The 21,208-nt window shown below is 71.7% G+C and carries 15 protein-coding genes; 12 read left to right on the top strand and 3 right to left on the bottom strand.

Annotated features, from left to right (window positions below; translation table 11 throughout):
- Positions 1–33: 33 nt before the first annotated feature.
- Complete coding sequence (locus H0524_RS08570) at positions 34–1,398, bottom strand: CAP domain-containing protein (protein WP_180198165.1); 1,365 nt, start codon at positions 1,396–1,398, stop codon at positions 34–36.
- A 357-nt stretch (positions 1,399–1,755) separates the two neighbouring features.
- Between H0524_RS08570 and H0524_RS08565 the strand changes: the two genes are divergently transcribed.
- From H0524_RS08565 to H0524_RS08555, 3 genes are all read left to right on the top strand, one after another.
- Positions 1,756–1,950, top strand: coding sequence for a hypothetical protein (locus H0524_RS08565; protein WP_012181397.1), 195 nt, complete (start codon positions 1,756–1,758; stop codon positions 1,948–1,950).
- A 399-nt stretch (positions 1,951–2,349) separates the two neighbouring features.
- Positions 2,350–5,946, top strand: a complete 3,597-nt coding sequence (smc, locus tag H0524_RS08560) for a chromosome segregation protein SMC (protein ID WP_180198164.1) — start codon at positions 2,350–2,352, stop codon at positions 5,944–5,946.
- The gene (locus H0524_RS08555; protein WP_180198163.1) at positions 5,943–6,566 is read left to right on the top strand and encodes an HAD family hydrolase; all 624 of its coding nucleotides are present in this window, start codon (positions 5,943–5,945) and stop codon (positions 6,564–6,566) included. Before smc ends, H0524_RS08555 begins: the two co-directional genes overlap by 4 nt.
- 3 nt (positions 6,567–6,569) lie before the next feature.
- On the opposite strand, the gene H0524_RS08550 is transcribed toward H0524_RS08555, so the two are convergent.
- Together H0524_RS08550 and H0524_RS08545 are read right to left on the bottom strand one after the other, a co-directional pair.
- Positions 6,570–7,097 (bottom strand): DinB family protein, encoded by a 528-nt coding sequence (locus H0524_RS08550; RefSeq protein ID WP_180198162.1) that lies wholly within the window; start codon positions 7,095–7,097, stop codon positions 6,570–6,572.
- A gap of 123 nt (positions 7,098–7,220) precedes the next feature.
- Positions 7,221–8,927, bottom strand: a complete 1,707-nt coding sequence (locus tag H0524_RS08545; protein WP_180198161.1) for an alkaline phosphatase D family protein — start codon at positions 8,925–8,927, stop codon at positions 7,221–7,223.
- Positions 8,928–9,070: 143 nt separating this feature from the next.
- Here H0524_RS08545 and ftsY point away from each other — a divergent pair, with 143 nt between their 5' ends.
- From ftsY to proS, 9 genes are all read left to right on the top strand, one after another.
- Positions 9,071–10,264 (top strand): signal recognition particle-docking protein FtsY, encoded by a 1,194-nt coding sequence (gene ftsY, locus H0524_RS08540; RefSeq protein ID WP_180198160.1) that lies wholly within the window; start codon positions 9,071–9,073, stop codon positions 10,262–10,264.
- A 10-nt stretch (positions 10,265–10,274) separates the two neighbouring features.
- Complete coding sequence (locus tag H0524_RS08535; RefSeq protein WP_026322448.1) at positions 10,275–11,141, top strand: aminoglycoside phosphotransferase family protein; 867 nt, start codon at positions 10,275–10,277, stop codon at positions 11,139–11,141.
- A 270-nt stretch (positions 11,142–11,411) separates the two neighbouring features.
- Positions 11,412–12,626, top strand: coding sequence for a right-handed parallel beta-helix repeat-containing protein (locus H0524_RS08530; RefSeq protein WP_180198443.1), 1,215 nt, complete (start codon positions 11,412–11,414; stop codon positions 12,624–12,626).
- A gap of 325 nt (positions 12,627–12,951) precedes the next feature.
- Positions 12,952–14,325: an ammonium transporter gene (locus H0524_RS08525; protein WP_180198159.1), complete on the top strand. Its 1,374-nt coding sequence runs from the start codon at positions 12,952–12,954 to the stop codon at positions 14,323–14,325.
- 60 nt (positions 14,326–14,385) lie between these two features.
- The gene (locus tag H0524_RS08520) at positions 14,386–14,724 is read left to right on the top strand and encodes a P-II family nitrogen regulator (protein ID WP_180198442.1); all 339 of its coding nucleotides are present in this window, start codon (positions 14,386–14,388) and stop codon (positions 14,722–14,724) included.
- 27 nt (positions 14,725–14,751) lie between these two features.
- On the top strand, positions 14,752–17,082 hold the full coding sequence (locus H0524_RS08515; protein ID WP_180198158.1) for a [protein-PII] uridylyltransferase: 2,331 nt from the start codon (positions 14,752–14,754) through the stop codon (positions 17,080–17,082).
- Between the two features lie 157 nt (positions 17,083–17,239).
- Entirely contained in the window at positions 17,240–18,784 is a 1,545-nt protein-coding gene (gene ffh / locus H0524_RS08510) for a signal recognition particle protein (RefSeq protein ID WP_018725952.1), read from the top strand.
- A gap of 114 nt (positions 18,785–18,898) precedes the next feature.
- The gene (locus tag H0524_RS08505; protein ID WP_180198157.1) at positions 18,899–19,978 is read left to right on the top strand and encodes an amidohydrolase family protein; all 1,080 of its coding nucleotides are present in this window, start codon (positions 18,899–18,901) and stop codon (positions 19,976–19,978) included.
- 122 nt (positions 19,979–20,100) lie between these two features.
- Positions 20,101–21,208 (top strand): proline--tRNA ligase (gene proS / locus H0524_RS08500; protein WP_180198156.1); only part of this gene is annotated, 1,108 nt, incomplete at its 3' end.

Raw genomic sequence — 21,208 nt, 5'->3', positions numbered from 1 at the left:
GGTGGGATGGGGCGGACGACTCTCTCCGGGTAGCTACACCTTGGCGAAGACCTGCGTCCAGTACGGCCCGTTGCTGGTCGCGATGCCGACCCCGATTTTGGTGTAGGAGCAGTTCAGGATGTTCGCCCGGTGGCCGGAGCTGTTCATCCAGGCCTTCATCACCGCAGCCGGCGACTGCTGGTTCCAGGCGACGTTCTCCCCCGCGGCGACATTCGTGTAGCCGACAGCACTGAGCCGGTGGCCGAGGCCCTTGCCGTCGCTGCCGGTGTGACTCATGTTCTGGTGATCGGCCTGGTCCTGGCTGTGTCGCTGGGCGGCGGTCATCAGCTTGTCGTCGATGCTCAGCGCCTTGCAGCCGGCTTTCTCGCGCTCAACGTTGACCAGGCGAACCACCTCGGCGGCGTCTTTGCTGACGTCGCCGGTGGCGGGCTTGGTAGTGCTGGGGGGCGCGGTGGTACGGGCCGGGGCGGGCTGGGAGGTGGCGGTGGAGCGCGACGCCGCCGGGCTCGGCTTGCGACTGGGGGAGACCGACGGCGACGGCGTGGGCGACGTCGTGGACGGTGTGGCGCTGGGGCTGGCGGAGGTCGGTGATGCGTCGGGGAATCCACCCTCCGCGGTCGGGTTTGTCGCCACGATGTCGTCGGTGGCCGAGGTGGGGCTGGCCGTACCGCCACCCGAGAGGGCGACGGCGCCCACCCCGAGGCTCACCACCAGTGTGGCTGCCGCGGCGGCTCCGCCGATGAGCAGCGGTCGCCGGTTCCGCCGGCCGGGCCGATCCTCGCCGGCCGGCAGGTGACCGGTTGGTGTAGCGGCTTCCACGACGGGCGGCATGCTGCTCGTCGGTTCGTCGGCGTACCAGCCGGTCGGCTTCGGGGGCGGCCACTGGCCGGTGGGTTCGGGCTGCCCGGCGGGGGTGGCCGCGTCGTGCCAGCTACCGGTGGGTTCGTCCTGCCGGCCCGCGAACCGTTGGTCGCGCCGGTCGCTCGACCGGTCGGGCTGCCAGCTCTGGGTGGGCTCTCCGTGCTGCCGGTTCGGGGTGGCTTCCCAGCCCTGCGTGGGCTGCTCGTGGTAGGGGTCACCGGAGCGTCCGTGGTGCGGGTGCTCCGCGGCTCCCCAGCCCCGGGCGGGCTCCGAGTCGGGCTGCCAGCGCGCGGTCGGCTGCTGCTGGTCCCACCCGTTGGCGGGCTGGTCCCACTGGCCGGCGGGCCGGTTCCATCGTTCGGTGGGCTGTTCCCAGCCGCCGGAGGGGTGGTCCGGCTCGTCACCGAACAGGTACGCGGAGCGTGGCTCCGGGCGGTCCGTCGGCCACGCTGGTTGGTCGGCCGGCGGTTCTGGTTGCCGACGACTACCGTCCGGGTTCCTCGGGTCGTTCCAGCCGTACACGACGGTCGCCTCCACGGGTTGAGGTGCGGGCCGGGGCGACGCTACGTCGCGGCCGCTGCCTGCGGCAACGTGGCTAAGAAAGAGTTAAGGCGAACCAGACTCGCGGGGTGGGGAGTTGGCGGAAGTAGTGCGTACAGTTGGGTGGTCCGGACAGCGCATGTCCGCGCCGAGAGGCAGCCCCCGTTAGGTGGACAGGTCGACGTGGAGATGGTCACGGCCTGTAGCAACTTGACGAAGGAGGGGGTGTCAGCTCAATATGTAGGTGTCGCCAGTCGCGCCCGGTCATGCCCAGAATTTGCTGGATTTGACAGTCGCGTACTAACTGGGCGCGCGTTGGCCGGCTATTCCGGCAGCGCATATCAAGGAGTCAACATGGCGAAGGCCCTGTACGGCCACGTAGGTGCGGCGCCCGATCGGCGTCTGCTCGACGAGGTCACCCGACTGCGTGCCACGGTTCAGGCACTTGAGTTCGAGATCACGCGGTTGCGTGCCGAGAACGATCGGCTCGCGGCAGCGGCGGCCGAGGCGGATGACCTACTCCGTCTCGCTGAGCCCGCGCTGACCTGAACCACCAGGTCCGCACTGGTCCGCAGTCCGGAAAAAACCGAATCGCACCAGGCAAGAAGCGCGCCGACACGACCGTGCCGGCGCGCGGTTCTGTGTACCCCCGGCACCCGGTGCGCATCGCCATCCGGGTACGTCGGCACCTGTGCCTCCCGTCACCTGTGCCTCCCGTCACCTGTGCGGTCCGGCAGCTGATTCGGTGCCGGGGACGTCGAATCAAGGCCCCGAGTCACCGCGCGTCCCGCTCGGCTCGGGCGGGAAAACCTGAATCGGAGCTGCCCGGCGGTGGCGCCGCAGGCGGGTCGCGTGCGCGGTGGCTGCCGACTGCGGGTTAGTCTGCGGGTTCACCAGGTCCGCGCGGCCGGGCGACGGTACGGCGGCCACCGGACGAGGATCGAGAAGGTGTATCTCAAGAGCCTGACGGTCAAGGGCTTCAAGTCCTTCGCCTCAGCGACGACACTGAAGCTGGAGCCGGGCATCACCTGCGTGGTGGGTCCGAACGGCTCCGGCAAGTCGAACGTTGTCGACGCTATCGCCTGGGTCCTCGGCGAGCAGGGCGCGAAGGCACTGCGGGGCGGCAAGATGGAAGATGTCATCTTCGCCGGCACCGCCGGGCGGGCACCGCTGGGCCGGGCCGAGGTGACCCTCACCATCGACAACACCGACGGCGCGCTGCCCATCGAGTACACCGAGGTTTCGATCACCCGCCGGATGTTCCGCTCCGGCGAGAGCGAGTATGAGATCAACGGCGACTCCTGTCGGTTGCTCGACATTCAGGAGCTGCTCAGCGACTCCGGCATCGGCCGGGAGATGCACATCATCGTCGGGCAGGGTCGGCTCGACGGCATGCTGCATGCCAAGCCGGAAGACCGGCGGGCCTTCATCGAGGAGGCGGCCGGCGTCCTCAAACACCGTAAGCGCAAGGAGAAGGCGCTGCGGAAGCTCGACGCGATGCAGACCAACCTCAACCGGCTCACCGACCTCACCGCCGAACTGCGCCGCCAGCTCAAGCCACTCGGCCGGCAGGCCGAGGTGGCCCGCCGGGCCGCGGTTATCCAGGCGAACCTGCGGGACTCCCGGCTCCGACTGCTCGCCGACGACCTCGCCACCCTGCGCAGCACCCTGGCCAAGGAGATCGCGGATGAGACCGCGCTGCGCGAGCGGCGCGAGCGAACCGAGGCCGAGCATGCCGAGGTGCAGGCCCGCCTCGGCGAGCTGGAGGCGGCGCTCGCCGAGGACGCCCCGCTGCTCGCCGCCGCCCAGGACACCTGGTACCGGCTCTCCGCCCTGCAGGAGCGATTCCGGTCCATGGAGCAGCTGGCCCGGGAGCGGCGGCGCCACCTGAGTGCCACGCCGGACGATGAGCGGCCGGGGCGTGACCCGGACCAGCTGGAGGCGGAGGCGGAGCACGTCCGCGAGCAGGAGGAGGAGCTCCGCGCGGCACTCACCGACGACCAGGTCCGGCTGGCCGAGGCGGTGGAGCACCGCCAGGAGCTGGAGCGGCAGCTCGCCGCCGCCGAGCGGGCACTGGTGACGGCGGCGAAGGCCATCGCCGACCGGCGGGAGGGGCTGGCCCGGCTGGCGGGGCAGGTCAACTCCGCCCGCGCCCGTACGGCCACCGCCGGTGAGGAGATCGAGCGCCTCAGCACCGCGTACGCCGACGCTTCGGCCCGGGCGGAGCGGGCCCAGGCCGAGCTGGACGCCGTGGCGGAGCAGTCCACCGAGGCCGATCGGGACAACGCCGGCCTGGACGCCCGCCACGCCGAGGCGGTCGCCGCCCAGGAGCAGGCGCAGGCGGGGGTCCGGTCGTGCAGCGACGCCGAGCGATCCGCGGAGAAGGAAACCGCCACCTGGAAGGCCCGCGAGGAGGCGCTCGCCCTGGGCCTGCGCCGAAAGGATGGCGCGGGCGCCCTGCTGGCTCGCGCGGGTGAGGTGCCGGGGCTGCTCGGCGGCCTCTCCGGGCTGCTCACCGTCGCGCCCGGGCACGAATCCGCGCTCGCGGCCGCGTTGGATGGGCTCGCCGACGCCGTCGTGGTCAGCGGTGTGGACGAGGCGGCCGAAGCGATCCGGCTACTGAAGATCTCCGACGCTGGTCGCGCTGGTCTGCTGGTGGGCAGCCCGGCCGGCCCCGGCATGACCGGCCCGGCCGACGCGCTGCGCCCCAAGCTGCCGGACCGGGCCCAGTGGGCGCCGGACCTCGTGGAGTGTGACCCGCAGATCCGTCCGGCGGTACACCGGGCACTGCGGGATGTCGTCCTCGTCCCCGACCTCGCCACCGCCGCCGAGGTCATCGGCGACAACTCCGAGCTGCGGGCGGTGACCCCGGAGGGGGACGTGCTCGGGGCCTACGCCGCCGCCGGCGGGTCGGCCAAGGCGCCGAGCTTCATCGAGGTGCAGGCCGCCGTGGAGGAGGCGCGGACCCGTCGCGTCGCCGCCGAGGAGACCGCCGCGCAGCTGCGCGAGCAGCTGGTGCAGGCCCGGGCCGAGGTGGCGGTGGCGAAGGAGGCGGTGCAGCAGGCCGCCGCCGCGAAGCGGGAGGCTGAGGGGCACCGCAACGCCGCCGCTCGCCGCCTCGCCGAACTGGGGGCCGCGGCCCGCTCGGCGCAGGCCGAGACCGAACGCCTCGGTGCGGCCCGCTCCCGCGCCGTCGAGGCCCGCGAGCGGGACCTCACCAGCCTGGCCGAGCTGGCCGAGCGGCTGCGGCTGGCCGAGGCGGCGCCGGTGGACGTCGAACCCTCCACCGAGGAGCGCGACGAGCTCGCCGCGGCCCTCCCCCGATCCCGGCAGAACGAGATGGAGGTACGGCTGGCGGTGCGTACCGCCGAGGAGCGGGTCTCCTCGATCGCCGGCCGGGCCGACTCGCTACGCCGGCAGGCCACGGCGGAGCGGGCCGCCCGGGAGCGGGCGGCGGCACGGCGGGCGGTACGTACCCGGGGCGCCGCGGTCGCCGGGGCGGTGGCCGCCGGAGCGCACACGGCGCTGGCCCGGCTCGAGGTCTCCATCGGCCAGGCGGCGCAGCAGCGGGATGCCGTGGCCAGCCAGCGCGCGGCCCGGGAGGCCGAGCTCGCCGAGGTGCGCGGCGCCGCGAAGCGGCTCGGGGCGGAGCTGGAGCGGCTGACCGGCCAGGTGCATCGGGACGAGGTCGCCCGCGCCGAGCAACGGCTGCGGATCGAGCAGCTGGAGGCGAAGGCGGCCGAGGACTTCGGCCTGGACCTGGCGACCCTGATCGCCGAGTACGGTCCGGACCAGCCGGTTCCGCCGACCGACGCCGAGGTGGCCGCCGCGGAACGGGACGGCCAGCCGGTGCCCGAGCCGGTCGGGTACGAGCGGGCGGTGCAGGAGAAGCGCGCCGCCAAGGCGGAGCGGGAGTTGACCCTGCTCGGTAAGGTCAATCCCCTCGCGCTGGAGGAGTTCGCGGCGCTGGAGGAGCGGTACAAGTTCCTGACCGAGCAGCTGGAGGACCTGAAGGCCACCCGGCGGGACCTGTTGACCGTGGTCAAGGATGTGGACGACCGGATCCTGGCGGTCTTCGCCAGCGCCTTCGCCGACACCGCCCGGGAGTTTGAACAGGTCTTCGGCGTGCTCTTCCCCGGCGGCGCGGGGCGGCTGGTCCTCACCGATCCGGACGACCTGCTCACCACCGGCATCGAGGTGGAGGCCCGCCCGCCGAGTAAAAAGATCAAACGGTTGTCGCTGCTCTCCGGCGGGGAGCGGTCGCTGACCGCGGTGGCGATGCTGGTGGCGATCTTCCGGGCCCGACCGAGCCCCTTCTACATCATGGACGAGGTGGAGGCGGCGCTCGATGACGTGAACCTGGGCCGGCTGCTCACGCTGCTCACGCAGCTGCGGGAGAAGAGCCAGCTGATCGTCATCACGCACCAGAAGCGGACGATGGAGGTCGCGGACGCGCTCTACGGCGTGACCATGCGAAACGGGGTTACCCAGGTAATCAGCCAGCGGCTCGACCGAGCCGGGGGCGGGCAGGAGGATAGCGAGTGAGTCGGGAACGGGCGACGGCGTTGTTGGTGGACTTCGATGGGGTGCTGCGCCGCTGGGACCCGGCGGTCGCCGCCGGCGTCGAGCGGGCGTACGGGCTCACCGAGGGTGTCCTCGACGAGATCGCGATGTCCTGGGGGTTGCTCCAGCCGGTACTGACCGGCCGGGTGAGCCACGCCGAGTGGATGGCCAGCGTGGCCGCGGCGCTGACCCCGTCGGTGGGGGAGCAGCAGGCGCAGGCGGCGGTGAACGAGTGGCAGCGCTACCGGGGCGAGGTCGACCCGCAGGTGCTGACGTTCGTCCGGGAGGTACGGGCCTCCGGGGTCCCGGTCGGGCTCGCCACGAACGCCACCGACGTACTCGATGCCGACCTTGCCGCCCTCGGGCTCGAGGGTGAGCTGGATGTCGTGGTCAACTCGTCGGTCGTCGGCACGCACAAGCCGGCGAAGGAGTACTTCGAGGCGGCCTGCGAGGCGCTGCGTACCTCGCCGTCGCGGGTGCTGCTCGTTGACGACAACGACCGGGTGGTCGCGGGGGCCCGGGTGGCCGGCCTGTCGGCGCACCGCTGGAGCGGCCCCGGCGACCTGCGATACCTGCGGGCCGCCCTGGCCCCGGCCGGCTGACGATCAGTCTCCGGTGACGCCGTCGAGGCGTTCCCGGATCAGGTCGGCGTGGCCGTTGTGCCGGGCGTACTCCTCGATCATGTGGAGGTAGACCCAGCGCAGGCTGTGCTGGTAGCTGCTGCCGTCCCGCCGGCGCATCGTGAACTCCTCGTCGAGGTCGCGCCCGGCGGCGGCGGCGTCGGCGGCCGCGATCTCGGCCCGGAAGGCCGCGAAATCCGCCTCCGGGTCGGCGGTCTCCACCCGGAACTCCGCGTCCGGATCGGCGGTGAAGTCGAACAGGTCGGGCAGGTCCTGCCCGGCGAAGCGCTGCCGGAACCACGCCCGCTCGACGTAGGTCAGGTGCCGAACCAGGCCGAGGAGGGAGAGCGGGGACGGTGCGATGCTCGCGGTGCGTAGCTGGTCGGCGGTCAGGCCCGCGCACTTGTGCAGCAGGGTGTCCCGGTGGTAGTCGAGCCAGCCGGTTAGCAGGGCGCGTTCCGCGCCGAGGTCGGGCTCGTGCCGGCGGTCGATCTCAGGTGCTTTCCAGATCATGCCCGTATCCTCGCGCAGCGGGTCCGGGACGAGCGCACTACCCCGGCGAGGGCCCCTGCCGGCGCGACTGGACCGGACCGGCGCCGTCCGGCGAGCCGGGACCGCCTTCGGTGTTGGCCGGTATCAGCCGCTGGTGAGCTGGTGGCGCATCACCTCCTGCAGCCCACCCGCGCTGGTGGTGCCCGCGATTGTCACCTCGGCCGTCCGCCCGTCGTGTCGCAGGGTGCCGATGGCGTTGCCGAAGTACGGGCCGGCCAGCTTCGTCCAGCGCAGCGCCGGCCGGCCGGTCCCGGCGGTGCGGGACAGCGCTCGGGCGGCCATGGCCAGGGCGGGTGACCAGCCCAGCCGTAGCGGTAGGCGCATCGCGTCCGGCACCTGGTTGTGCAGCGGGGAGCAGGTGAGCTGGTGTACGGGGGTGACCACCGCGGGATCGGCGAACCGGGCCCGGGCCACGTACGAGTGGTGCACGTCGCCGCTGAGGACACTGATCGACGCCGGCTCACCCGGCTGCCCCGGCTCGCGGCGCGGCCGGGTCGCTTCGTCCGATGCGCCGCCACCGATGCGGGCGAAGAGGGCGCCGAGCGCGTCGAAGGAGCGCCGGAACGCCGCCCAGTGCTCGAGGTCGACAGCGCGGCGCAGCTTCTCCGCCGCGTCGGCCACCCAGTGCCGGTGCGAGTCGGCGAGCACCTCGTTCCACGCCTCCACGTGGTGGATGCCGGGCGGCAGCAGCCAGGGCAGGGACGAGCCCACGACCAGGTGGTCGTAGCTGCCGTGGGCCTGGTCGACCAGCCAGGACCACTCGCCCGGCGGTAGCATCGCCCGCCGACCCGGCTCCAGCACCCGGCCGCACCGGTTGTCGAGCATGACCAGGCGGGTCCGGCCGACATCGAGCGCGAAGCTCCACCGGTACCGCACCGCCCGCCACCGGTGGGGGGCGGGCGCGAGGTCGGATTCCCGGTCGACCTGGTGACCGAATTCGCGGAGCGTGTCGGTGGCGTCCTCGGCCGCGGTCACCTTCGCGTAGAGCGGGTCGGCCGCGATCTCCGCCGGGGCGAGGTTGCCGAGGTGCTGGTAGACCCAGTAGGAGGCGAGCCCGCTGCTGATGCGTTCGCCCCACCAGGGCTGGGCGCGGGCGTGGGCGCGCCAGGCGGCGGAGGTGTTCCAGTCATCCACGACCTCGTGGTCGTCGAAGATCATGACGCTCGGCACGGTGGAGAGCAGCCAGCGGGTCTCCGGGGCGCACCACGACTCCAGGTAGAGCTTGGTGTACTCGTCGAAGCTGACCACCTGGTCCACCGGCGAGCCCACCGGCCGCCGACGCCGCCGCCGCAGCAGCCGTCGTACGGTCGGTGAGGTCTCGTCGGCATACACCTGGTCACCGAGGAGCACCAGCAGGTCGGGCAGGTCCGCCGGGTCGCCGGTGGCGGCCAGCCCGCGGGCGTACGCGTCGAGCGCGTCCGGGGGCAGTTCGCGGCCGGTGGCGTGCTGGGTGGCTTCCCGGCACGAGCCGAACACCAGGCGTACCGGCTGGTCCTGGTCGTCGGCGGCCCGGGTACGGATGACGCTGGGCCGGTACGGGCCGGGCAGTGGCCAGACCGGCTCCCCGTCGAGCAGTACCTCGTAGCTGCTGGCGGTGTCGGGGGTCAGCCCGGAGACCACGACGAGGGCGTAGTGGTGTTGGTAGGCGGAGAAGGTGGGTGCGGTGCCGGTGGCGCCGTCGGCGGTACGGACGGTGACGGTCGCCGGGGCGCTGGTCTCCACCCAGATGGTGGCCTGCATGCCGACCACCCGGCGGAGCAGCGGGCCGACGAGCAGGTCTGCGGCGGGCATGGTGGTCCTCCCGATGAGCGTGTCGTCCCTGCTGCCCGGCCGGCGGGCGTAGCAGTGGGTGCGGATGAGCCTATTGCCCGCCGGTTTCCGGTGGGGGTGCGGTGGTGCAGACGCGGTCGCCCGCGTCTGACAGGATTTCGGGCATGACGGATTACCTCCTCATCGCACTCGCCCTGCTCGGCGTGCTGATTCTCGGCACCGTCGGGCTGGTGGCACCGAAGCTGCGTCGCCGTCGGGAGCCCCCGTTGCCGACGACGGAGGTGGAGACCCGCGCCGAGGAGGACCTTGCCGGACCGCCGGTCGAGGCGGTCGAGGCGGAGCCGCCCGCCGGGATCCTGGTCGAGCCGCCGCCAGCTCCCCCGGTGCAGGTGCCGGAGGTCCCGGTGGAGGTCCCGGAGCCGACCGCCGGCCGGTTGGTTCGGCTTCGCTCCCGGCTGTCCCGCTCGCAGAGCGTGTTCGGCAAGGGGCTGTTGGGCCTGCTCAGCCGGGACCGTCTCGACGAGGAGACCTGGGAGGAGATCGAGGACAGCCTGATCACCGCGGACGTCGGCATCGACTCCACCCGGGAGATTGTTGACCGGCTCCGCGAGCGGACCCGGGTGCTCGGTACCCGTACCGTCGCCGAGCTGCGTGCGCTGCTCGCCGCCGAGCTGGTCAACGCCCTCGACCCGGAGCTGGACCGCGCCCTGCACACGGCGCCGAAGGACGGCGTGCCGGCGGTGCTGTTGGTGGTGGGGGTCAACGGGGCTGGGAAGACCACCACCTGTGGCAAGGTCGCTCGGGTGCTGGTGGCGGATGGCCGGAGTGTGATCCTTGGCGCGGCCGACACGTTCCGCGCCGCCGCCGCGGACCAGCTGGAGACCTGGGCCGGCCGGGTCGGGGCGGAGACCGTCCGGGGTCCGGAGGGGGCAGATCCGGCCAGCGTCGCCTTTGACGCGGTCAAACGCGGGATCGAGACCGGGGTGGACACGGTGTTGGTCGACACCGCCGGCCGGCTGCAGAACAAGGTCGGCCTGATGGACGAGCTGGGCAAGGTCAAGCGGGTGGTGGAGAAGCATGGCCCGATCGACGAGACGCTGCTGATCCTCGACGCCACCACCGGCCAGAACGGTTTGGAGCAGGCGCGGGTCTTCACCGAGGCGGTCGACGTGACCGGCGTCGCGCTCACCAAGCTCGACGGCACCGCCAAGGGCGGCATCGTGATCTCCGTGCAGCGCAAGCTGGGCATCCCGGTGAAGCTGGTCGGTCTCGGCGAGGGGAAGGACGATCTGGCTCCGTTCGACCCCGCGCAGTTCGTGGACGCGTTGCTGGGCGCCGAGGCCGGGTCGGACGCGTAACGCCACGGTGATGACCAACGATCGCGCTCACCCCGGGTGGCGCGACCCGCGTCGCCCGACCTCCCGCCTCGGGCGGCCCTATGTGCTGGCCCAGGAGATCCCGCTGCGCGGCGGCAATGTGAGCACGGTGGTCCGGGTCGGGGACACGGTCCGGCGCAACGCCGGCCCGTGGACCCCGTCGGTGCACGCCCTGCTGCGGCACCTGGAACACGTGGGCTTCACCGGCGCGCCCCGGGCTCTGGGGATGGATGAGCGTAACCGTGAGGTGCTGTCGTACCTGGAGGGGGAGTGCGGGGAGTACCCGCTGGCCCCGCACTGGGTCACCGACGAGGCGCTGGTGACGGTCGCCACGATGCTGCGGATGTTTCACGACGCGCAGTATGGCTTCGTTCTGCCGGAAGGGGCGGTGTGGCGTTCCTTCGGGCCGTCGCCGGAGAACGAGGTGATCTGCCATCACGACGCCGCACCGCACAACGTGATCTGGCGCCCGGACGGCACCCTCGGAATGATCGATTTTGATCTCGCCTCGCCGGGCTCCCGCATCTACGACGTCGCCTACGCGGCGTGGACCTGGGTGCCGGTCTTCGCCGACCGGGACTCGATCACCCTCGGGTGGCAGCGTCCGGACCGGCCACGGCGGCTGCGGCTCTTCGCCGACGCGTACGGGCTCATCCCGCGCGACCGGCATCGGCTGGTCCGTACCATCCGCAAGCGGATCGTCGACCACGTGGAGGGTATCCGGCGGATGGCCGCTGCCGGTGACCCGGCTTTCGTGCGGATCGTCAACCGTGGGCACCTCCGTCGCCCGCTGCGGGACCTGCGCCTGCTCGACTACGAGCAGCACCTCCTTGAGGACGCGCTTCGGGCTCCGGGGTAGTCGTGCCGGTGAGCACCTGCTAGTTCATATGGGGAGTTTTTTCGTATTCATGTTTATTTGGGCTTGATGTCGGTTTTGCTCGGTGGTGGCTGCTACTGCCTGCCTGGTAGCCGAGGAACGCCAACCGGGCTACCCGGACGGTGCGTTCCTCGTCCATGACGGGGGAAGGGACACCGAAACGACATGAACCATCAGCACCGCACCCATGCACCTGCTCGCCCCGACCGGGGTCGGGCGAGATCACGATGGTGGGCCTTCGGGCTCGCCGGTGTGACCGGCCTGGCCCTCACCGCCACCATTGGCGTCGCCGCCTCCGCTGCTGGCGCGGACGGGCGCCCTGGTGCCACCAAGGGAGACCACCCGACGGGCATCCCCGTTCCCTGCGACGCGGACAAACTGATCGCCGCGATCACCCTCGCCAACGCCCGCGGCGGTGCTGTCCTCGACCTCGCCAAGGACTGCACCTATCTGCTCACCGCCGAACTCGACGATGCCGGCCTCCCCACCATCACCACCCCGATCACCCTCAACGGCGGAAAACACACCATCATCAAACGCGCCGCCGCGGTCGACCCGTTCCGAATTCTCGCCGTGGACGTCGGTGGTGACCTCACCCTCAAACACCTCACCGTTACCGGCGGGCAGACTGACGGAGGCGACGGTGGTGGCCTCCTGGTGAACGCGGGCGGCCGCGCCACCCTCAAGCATGTCGGGGTCGTGAGCAACGTGTCCGACCAGAACGGTGGAGGTGTGGCCAACAGCGGAACCGTTGTTGTCGAACACTCCAGCATCAGCCGCAACATCGCGGCCGTGAATGGTGGTGGTGTCTACACCACGGGTCAGCTCACCGTCAGGTCCTCACGGGTGGACAAGAATACGGCCAGCAATGCGGCTGGTATTGGAAGCGCCCCCGGCGCTGCGATCCGCATTGAACACAGCTCCATCACGGGAAACCAGGCCGAGAACAGTATCGGAGGCATGCAACTGGAGGGGGTCGGCTACGTCGCCGATTCGAAGATTGCGGACAACACCGCCGGCGAGACGGGGGGCGTCGCGGTATTCGGTCAGACCACGATGCGCCGTGTCGGCATCATCAACAACACCGCGACCGATTTCACCGCGGGCGGGCTCTTCGTTGCACCGGGGCTTCCGGTGTCCCCCGTGGCGGTCCTCGAGGACAGCCGGATCGAGGGCAACACCGCTGCCACCGACGGTGGGGGAATCCTCAACGCTGGGCAGGTGGTACTACGGCGGACGTCAGTCGCCGGCAACCAGGCGGGTGAGGAGGGCGGTGGAATCTTCAACTCCGCCACCGGTATGGCCACCCTGTTCACCTCCAAGGTCGTCAAGAACATCGCTGTCACCGACGGCGGCGGTATCTTCAACGAGGTGGGTGGAACGGTGAACCTGAACACCGCCACCGGCACCATCGTGGCGAAGAACCGGCCGAACAACTGCGTCAACGTACCCGGCTGTTCCGGGTAGCGGGCCGGAGGCGTCGGATCCACCAGGGGCCCCGTTCCCGCCGGTTTTCCGGCGGGAACGGGGCCCCTGATGTGCTGGGTCAACAAGGCAGGGGTCCCGCGTGGGCCCGGCCCTGGGGTGTACCGGGCCGGCGATCGGCTGGTCGCGGCATCCTCCGTTCGGTTGGTCGAGGCCCGCTTCACACATACGAAACAAGTCGTCATCGATTGGAAATCGACGGGTGACGTTGCAGGAAACAGGGAACGAGCAGGCTTCGGAGGACCGGTGGACGGGCAGTGCTGCCGCGGAAGCCGTCAGGGAGGGAACTTCACCTTAGGAGGCCAGCGTGCCCGAAGCACCGACCATCGACACCGGCAACACCGCGTGGTTGTTGGTGTCGAGCGCGATCGTGTTGCTCATGACGCCCGGACTGGCGCTTTTCTACGGCGGCCTGAACCGGGCCAAGGGCGTCCTCAATATGATTATGATGAGCTTTTCCGCGATCGGGCTCGTCAGCATTCTCTGGTTGTTCTACGGCTTCTCCGCCGCCTTCGGCACGGACCGGGGTGGGGTCATCGGCGACCTCGGCCAGTATCTCGGCACCAAGACCTTCATGGCGGAGACCGACCTGTGGGGTGAGACCGGCATCCCGCTCTACGTCTTCATGGCGTTCCAGATGATGTTCGCGGTCATCACGGTTGCCCTGATCAGCGGTGCGATCTCCGACCGGGCCAAGTTCTCCGGCTGGCTGTTGTTCGTCGTCGGCTGGGCGAGTCTGGTCTACTTCCCGGTCGCCCACTGGGTCTGGGGTGGCGGATTCATCGGTGCGGAGCTCGGTGCGCTCGACTTCGCCGGTGGGACCGCGGTGCACATCAACGCCGGGGCGGCGGCACTGGCCCTGGTGCTGGTGCTGGGCCGGCGGCTCGGCTGGCCCCGGGAGACGATGAAGCCGCACAACGTCCCCATGGTCGCGCTCGGCGCCGGCCTGCTCTGGTTCGGCTGGTTCGGCTTCAACGCCGGCTCCGAGTTGACCGCGGACCTGACCACGGGCCTGGCCTTCGTCAACACCCAGGTGGCGACCGCCGCCGCCGTACTCGGCTGGTTGCTGGTGGAGAAGGCAAGGGACGGCCGGCCCACCCTGGTCGGCGCCTCCTCCGGCGCCATCGCCGGGCTGGTCGCGATCACCCCGGCCTGCGCCTTCATCACGCCGTGGGCCGCGGTGCTGCTCGGCCTGGTCGCCGGTGCGGCCTGTGCGTTGGCGGTGAGCCTGAAGTACCGGCTGGGCTTCGACGACTCGCTCGACGTCGTCGGCGTGCACTTCGTCGGTGGCTGGATCGGCTGCCTGTGGATCGGTCTCTTCGGCACGTCGTCGGTCAGCTCGTTGGTCAGCGACGAGGGCCTCTTCTACGGGGGCGGGGTGGCCCAACTGGGCGTCCAGGCGCTCAGCGCGTTGATCGTCACCGGCTACTCCTTCGCGGTGGCGTTCGTCCTCGCCCTCGTCCTGGAGAAGACGATCGGCTTCCGGGTCAGCAAGGAGGCCGAGGTCGAGGGGATCGACATCGCCGAGCACGCCGAGAGCGGCTACGACCTCTCGCCCGCCGCCGGCTCGGCCGGCGGCAGCGCGTTCGCGGCGGCGGGCCTGGCCGGTGGGAAGCCGGCCGAGGGGACCGGCACCGCGGAGCAGGTCGCGTCGGCGCCGTCGGCGGGCGGTCGGCGGTGAGCGGCGGGCCCGCCGTCGCGCAGGTCGCTGGTTAACGTTCCGGGAATGGAGGGGTTGGACATGAAGCTGGTGACCGCGGTCATCAAGCCGTACCAGCTGGACGCGGTGAAGGAGGCCCTGCACGCGCTCGGGGTGGCTGGCCTGACCGTGAGCGAGGTCCAGGGCTACGGCCGCCAGAAGGGGCACACCGAGGTGTATCGGGGTGCCGAGTACACGGTGGAGTTTCTGCCCAAGATCCGGGTGGAGGTACTCACCGACGAGCTGGATGTCGACAAGATCGTCGATGCCGTCGTCGCCGCCGCCCGGACCGGCAAGATCGGTGACGGCAAGGTGTGGGTCACCGCGGTCGAGGAGGTCGTCCGGGTCCGTACCGGTGAACGCGGCCTCGACGCCGTGTAGGCACCCCGGCGGCGGGAGGAGACATCGGTGACCTCGTTGAGCAAGAGGCGTACGGCCGGACCGGGCCTCCTGATCAACGAGGTCACCGGTGCTCCCGGCGGGATCGACGCCGCCGCGCGGGCTGCCCGGGCGGCCTCCATCGACGATTGGCTCACCGGGCTGCTGCCCCGGCCCGACGGGGTCGCACTGGTCGCGGTGGGTGGGCTCGGCCGTCGTCAGTGCGCCCCGTACGGGGACCTCGACCTGCTGCTGCTGCACGCCGACGTTCCTGAGGTGGACGAGCTGGCCGCCGGCATCTGGTATCCGGTCTGGGACGCCGGGCTGCGCCTCGACCACTCGGTACGAACCGTCCCCGAGGCCCTCGCGGTCGCCCAGGATGATGTCCGGGTGGCTCTCGGCCTGCTCGACGCCCGCCTCGTCGCGGGTGATGAGGCGCTGGCCGACCGGCTGGTTCGTTCGGCTGCCGACCACTGGCGACGGAGTGTGGTGCGCCGACTGCCGGGGCTGCGCGAGCTGACCGAGGCCCGGTGGGCGGCCCACGGGGAGCTGGCCTTCCTGCTCGAGGGGGACCTCAAGGAGGCCGCCGGTGGGCTTCGCGACGTGGGACTCCTCCGGGCGATCGCCCGTGCCGGCGTCACCACCGCGCTCCGGCCCGCCGTCCGCGCCGCCCACCTGCGGCTACTGGACACCCGCGACGCGCTGCACCTGCGGGCCGGCCGGCGGATGGACCGGCTGGTCGCCCCGGAACGCGACGGGGTCGCCGCCCTGCTCGGGCTGCGTGCGCCGCGAACCGACCCGGCGGCGGAGCCGGTGGACGAGGGGGACCTGCTGCTGCGCCGGGTCGCCAACGACGCCCGGACCGTCAGCCACGCCCTGGACGACGCCTTCCGGGCGGCCGGCCGGCTCCGTGCCCGGCGCCGCGGCGCCGACGGGCGACCGCTCCGTCGGCCGGTGGCCCGGGACGTGGTCGAGCACGACGGTGAACTGGTGCTCGCCCGCGCGGTGATCGGGGTACGCCCGGAGCCGAGCCTGTCCCTGCGGGTCGCCGCGGCGGCGGCGACCACCGGGCTGCCGATCGCGGCGGCCACCTGCGAGTGGCTGGCCGCCTACTGCCCGCCGCTGCCGACTCCCTGGCCGGTCGCGGCGCGTACCGCCCTGGTCACGCTCCTGGGTGCGGGGCCGGGGCTGGTGCCGGCGTGGGAGACGTGCGACCGGTACGGGCTGGTGGACGGCTGGCTGCCGGAGTGGACCCGGATCCGGAGCCTGCCACAGCACCACCCGGTGCACCGGTTCACCCTCGATCGGCACCTGGTGCAGACCGCGTACGAGGCCAGCCGGCGTACCCGGGAGGTGGACCGGCCGGACCTGCTGCTGCTTGGCGCCCTCCTGCACGACGTGGGCAAGGGGCTACCGGGTGACCACAGTCAGGTCGGCGCGCCGATCGCGGAGGTGGTCGCCGCCCGGGTCGGCCTGCCCGCGGCCGAGGTGGCGCTGATCGGGCGGCTGGTCCGGCTGCACCTGCTCCTGCCCGAGGTGGCGACCCGACGCGACCTCGCCGATCCGGTGACCGTCGCCGGGGTGGCGGCGAGGGTCGTCGACACCAGCACCCTGGAGCTGCTGCACGCCCTGGTCCGGGCCGACGCGGCGGCCACCGGCCCGGCCGCCTGGTCGCGCTGGAAGGAACGGCTCGTCGCCGATCTGGTGGCTCGGGTCCGTACCACCCTGGACACCGGTCGGTTACCGGAACCGCCGGTACCGGATCCGGCGTTGGTCGCCGGCCCGCTGCCGGTGGTCCGCCTGACCGGGGACGAGGTGGCGGTGGCGGCGGCCCACCGGCGTGGCCTGCTCACGACGGTGGCCGGTTGCCTGGCCCGGCACCGGCTCGACGTGATCTCCGCGGATGCCTCGACGGTTTCCGGGCGGGCGTTGGTCGAGTTCCGGGTCCAACCCCGGTACGGCCTCGCGCCGGATCCGGTAGCGCTCGGCGCCGACCTGCGCCGGGCCGTGAGCGGTGACGGGTCGGTGGTCCAGCGGCTGCGGGAGCGGACCCCGCCCTCCAGTAGCACCAGCCGACGCACCAGCTCCGTCGCCGTCGGTGGCGCGGGGCCGGCACCCCAGGTGCGGTGGTACCGGGAGGCGGCCACCGACGCGGTGGTGTTGGAGCTGCGGGCGGCCGACGCCGCCGGTCTGCTCCACCGGGTCAGCGCGGCGCTGGACGAGGTGGGAGTGCAGCTACGGGCCGCGCGGATCTCCACCCTCGGTGCTGCGGCTGTGGACGCGTTCTACCTGGTCGGCGCCGGGCTGGACGTAGAGGACCAGGCTCGGATCTCGGCCGCTGTCCTGGCTGCGGCGCGATGAGGGGGCGAAGGCCGCCGGCCGGACGGCGGGTACGCGGGCGGCGTCGGGTGTGCCGGCCGGAAGCGGGTGGATCGCGGGCCGGATACCCTAGCGGTGGCTGGACAGCTCGTCCGGTCGTGCTCGTGCTCACCAGAACTCTGACAAACGGGATGTTCGCGTGTTTGACACCTTGAGTGACCGCCTGTCCGGGATCTTCACCAAGCTCCGCGGTAAGGGACGGCTCACCGACGCCGACATCGACGCCACCGCCCGCGAGATCCGCCTCGCGTTGCTGGAGGCGGACGTGGCGCTGCCGGTGGTCAAGGGCTTCATCGCGCGAGTCAAGGAGCGGGCGCGGGGCGCCGAGGTCTCCCAGGCGCTGAACCCGGCCCAGCAGATCGTCAAGATCGTCAACGAGGAGTTGGTCAACGTCCTCGGCGGCGAGGCGCGGCGGCTTCAGTTCGCCAAGCAGCCGCCGACTGTGATCATGCTCGCCGGTCTCCAGGGCTCCGGCAAGACCACGCTCGCCGGCAAGTTGGCCGGTTGGCTGCGCGGCCAGGGCCACCAGCCGCTGCTGGTCGCCGCCGACCTGCAGCGCCCCAACGCCGTCGGGCAGCTCCAGGTGCTCGGTGGTCGCGCCGGCGTCGAGGTGTACTCCCCGGAGCCCGGCAACGGCGTCGGCGACCCGGTGCAGGTGGCTCGCGCCTCGATCGAGCACGCACGTCGGGCTGCCCGGGACATCGTCATCGTGGACACGGCCGGCCGCCTCGGTATCGACGCCGAGATGATGCAGCAGGCCGCCGACATCCGGGACGCGGTCAACCCGGACGAGGTCATCTTCGTCATCGACGCCATGGTCGGCCAGGACGCGGTGCGCACCGCGGAGGCGTTCCGGGACGGCGTCGGCATCACCGGCGTGGTCCTCTCCAAGCTCGACGGTGACGCCCGTGGCGGTGCCGCGCTGTCGGTCCGGGAGGTCACCGGCCAGCCGATTCTCTTCGCCTCCACCGGTGAGAAGCTGGAGGACTTCGATGTCTTCCACCCGGACCGGATGGCCAGCCGGATCCTCGGCATGGGCGACGTTCTCACCCTGATCGAACAGGCCGAACAGGCCTTCGACATCGATCAGAAAGAGAAGATGACCGCCAAGCTGATGGGCGGTGAGAAGTTCACCCTGGAGGACTTCCTCGACCAGCTCATCGCGGTTCGGCGGATGGGTCCGATCGCCAACGTGCTGGCCATGATGCCCGGCATGGGGCAGATGAAGGACCAGCTCGCCGACGTGGACGACAAGCACTTCGACCGGGTCACCGCGATCATCCGGTCGATGACCCCGGCCGAGCGTACCAATCCGAAGATCATCAACGGCTCCCGCCGGGCCCGCATCGCCAACGGCTCCGGGGTCACCGTGATGGACGTCAACCAGCTACTCAACCGCTTCACCGACGCCCAGAAGATGATGAAGCAGATGGGCGGCATGATGGGCCTGCCCGGGGGCGGCCGAAAGGCGACCAAGTCGCCGAAGAACAAGCGCAAGGGCGGGAAGGGTGGCGGTCGGTCGCGGGCCGGCACGGGGGCGCGGGGCGGCTTCCCCGCTGGCATGCCGCAGCTGCCGCCCGGCCTGGGCCCCGACGACCTGGCGGGCCAGGGGCTCCCACCGGGATTCAAGCTCCCGAAGATCGACTTCAACAAGCTCGGCAAGGGGGATCAGCGCCCTCGATGACCGGGGTCGAAACGGGCAGGTCGGTGTCGATCGCGGCTGATCCGGCACCGGCCGCAGCCCGTCGGTGGTGGGCTGCCCGCGCGCCCCGGCGGGCGATCCGGTAGGACTGAGCGTATGGCTTTGCACGTGCGCGGTGTGCTCCTGCCCGAAGACGAGGTCCGGGACATCTGGCTGGTCGGTGACCGGGTGACCTTCGAGCCGGTGGCCGGCGCGGAGACCATCGCCGACGGTGGCTTTCTGCTCCCCGGCCTGACCGATGCGCACTGCCACCTCGGCATCGCCCGGGGCGGGGCGCCGATCACCTCGCTCGACCAGGCCCGCGAGTTGGCCCAGGTCAACCGCGATGCCGGGGTGCTCGCCATCCGGGACGCCGGCTCCCCGTACCCGTATCCGGAGCTCGACGACGCCCCGGACCTGCCGCGGCTGGCCCGGGCTGGCCGGCACGTCGCCCCACCGAAGCGCTACCTGCGCGGCGTCGGGGTGGAGGTCGGCGCGGCAGAGGTGGCCGCAACCGTCACCGCGCAGGCTGACGCCGGCAACGGCTGGGTCAAGCTGGTCGGCGACTGGATCGATCGTGGCGTCGGCGACCTCGCCCCGGCCTGGGACGCGGAGACCATGACCGCCGCGGTTCGGGCCGCGCACGCCGCCGGGGCCCGCGCCGCGGTGCACACCTTCTCCGAGTCCGCCGTGGAGATCATGGTGCGGGCCGGGGTCGACTCGGTGGAGCACGGCACGGGCCTGAGCCTGGACCTGATCGACGTGATGGCCCGGCAGGGCACCGCACTCGTACCCACCATGATCAACATACGAACCTTCGGCGGCATCGCGGATCAGGCGCGGGCGAAGTTCCCCAGCTACGCCGACCACATGCTCGCCCTGCGAGACCGCTTCCCCGAGGTGGTCCGCGCCGCCCACCAGGCCGGCGTGCCGATCTACGTCGGCACGGATGCCGGCGGTGGCATCGCGCACGGTCTGGCCGCCGAGGAGATGCTGCTGCTGCACGAGAAGGCCGGGATGCCCGCCGAGGCCGTCCTCGCCGCCGCCTCCTGGCAGGCCCGCGAGTGGCTCGGCTTCCCCGGCCTGGTCGAGGGGGGCCTGGCCGATCTGGTCGTCTACCCGCAGGACCCGCGGCGAGACCTCCGCGTCGTCCGGTCGCCCGCCCGGGTCGTCCTCCGCGGCCGGGTCCTGCAATGATCCACCCGGGTCGTCTGCCGCGGCCGGGTCCCGCGCTGATCCACCCGGGTTGGTCAGTTGCCCGGGGTGGAGCGGCCGCCCGCTGACGGCGACCGCCCCGGCGGCACATAGGATGTGCGGTCATGGCGCGCGTGCTCACTCCCCGTGCGGAGGACTTTCCCCGCTGGTACCAGGACCTGATCGCCAAGGCGAAGCTGGCCGACAACGGCCCGGTCCGGGGGACCATGGTGATCCGACCAGCCGGCTACGCCATCTGGGAGCGGATGCAGGCCGAGATGGACAACCGGATCAAGGCTGCCGGCGCGGAGAACGCGTACTTCCCGCTCTTCATCCCGGAGGGCCACCTCAAACGCGAAGCCGAGCACGTCGAGGGCTTCTCGCCGGAGCTGGCGGTGGTCACCCACGGTGGCGGCAAGCAGCTCGCCGAGCCGGTCGTGGTCCGCCCGACCAGCGAGACGGTCATCGGCGAGTTCATGGCCAAGTGGGTCGACTCGTACCGGGACCTGCCGTTGCTGCTCAACCAGTGGGCGAACGTGGTCCGCTGGGAGCTGCGCCCCCGCATCTTCCTGCGGACCAGCGAGTTCCTCTGGCAGGAGGGGCACACCGCGCACACGACCCGCGAGGACGCCCGCGCCTACGCGCGGCGGATTCTGCACGAGGCGTACGAGGACCTGCTGGTCAACGTCCTCGCCATCCCGGTGCAGGTCGGTCTCAAGACCGCCCGGGAGCGGTTCGCCGGTGCGACCGCCACCTACACCCTCGAGGGCATGATGGGCGACGGCAAGGCGCTCCAGCTGGGCACCAGCCACGAGCTGGGGCAGAACTTCGGCCGTGCCTTCGACATCAGCTACACCTCGGCGGAGGGGGGCCGGGAGTACGCCTGGACCACCTCGTGGGGCACCTCCACCCGGATGCTGGGTGGTCTGATCATGTGTCACGGTGACGACAACGGCCTGCGGGTGCCGCCGAAGCTCGCGCCGGTCCAGGCGTACGTCATGGTCGTCAAGGACGGCGAGGGGGTTGGCGAGGCCGCGACGCGGCTGCACGACGCGCTGCGGGATGCCGGCGTCCGGGCCGCTCTCGACGACCGGACCGACACTCCCTTCGGACGTCGTGCGGTCGACGCGGAGTTGCGCGGCTACCCGGTCCGCGTCGAGATCGGCCCCCGCGACCTGGCCGCGGGGAACGCGGTCGTGGTTCGGCGGACGGATGGCTCGAAGTCCCCGGTTC

This window comes from Salinispora sp. H7-4 (assembly GCF_013416675.1).
Taxonomy (GTDB): Bacteria; Actinomycetota; Actinomycetes; order Mycobacteriales; family Micromonosporaceae; genus Micromonospora; species Micromonospora vitiensis.
The sequence above is the reverse complement of the archived record's forward strand: the minus strand, read 5'-3'. Positions and strand labels throughout refer to the sequence as shown.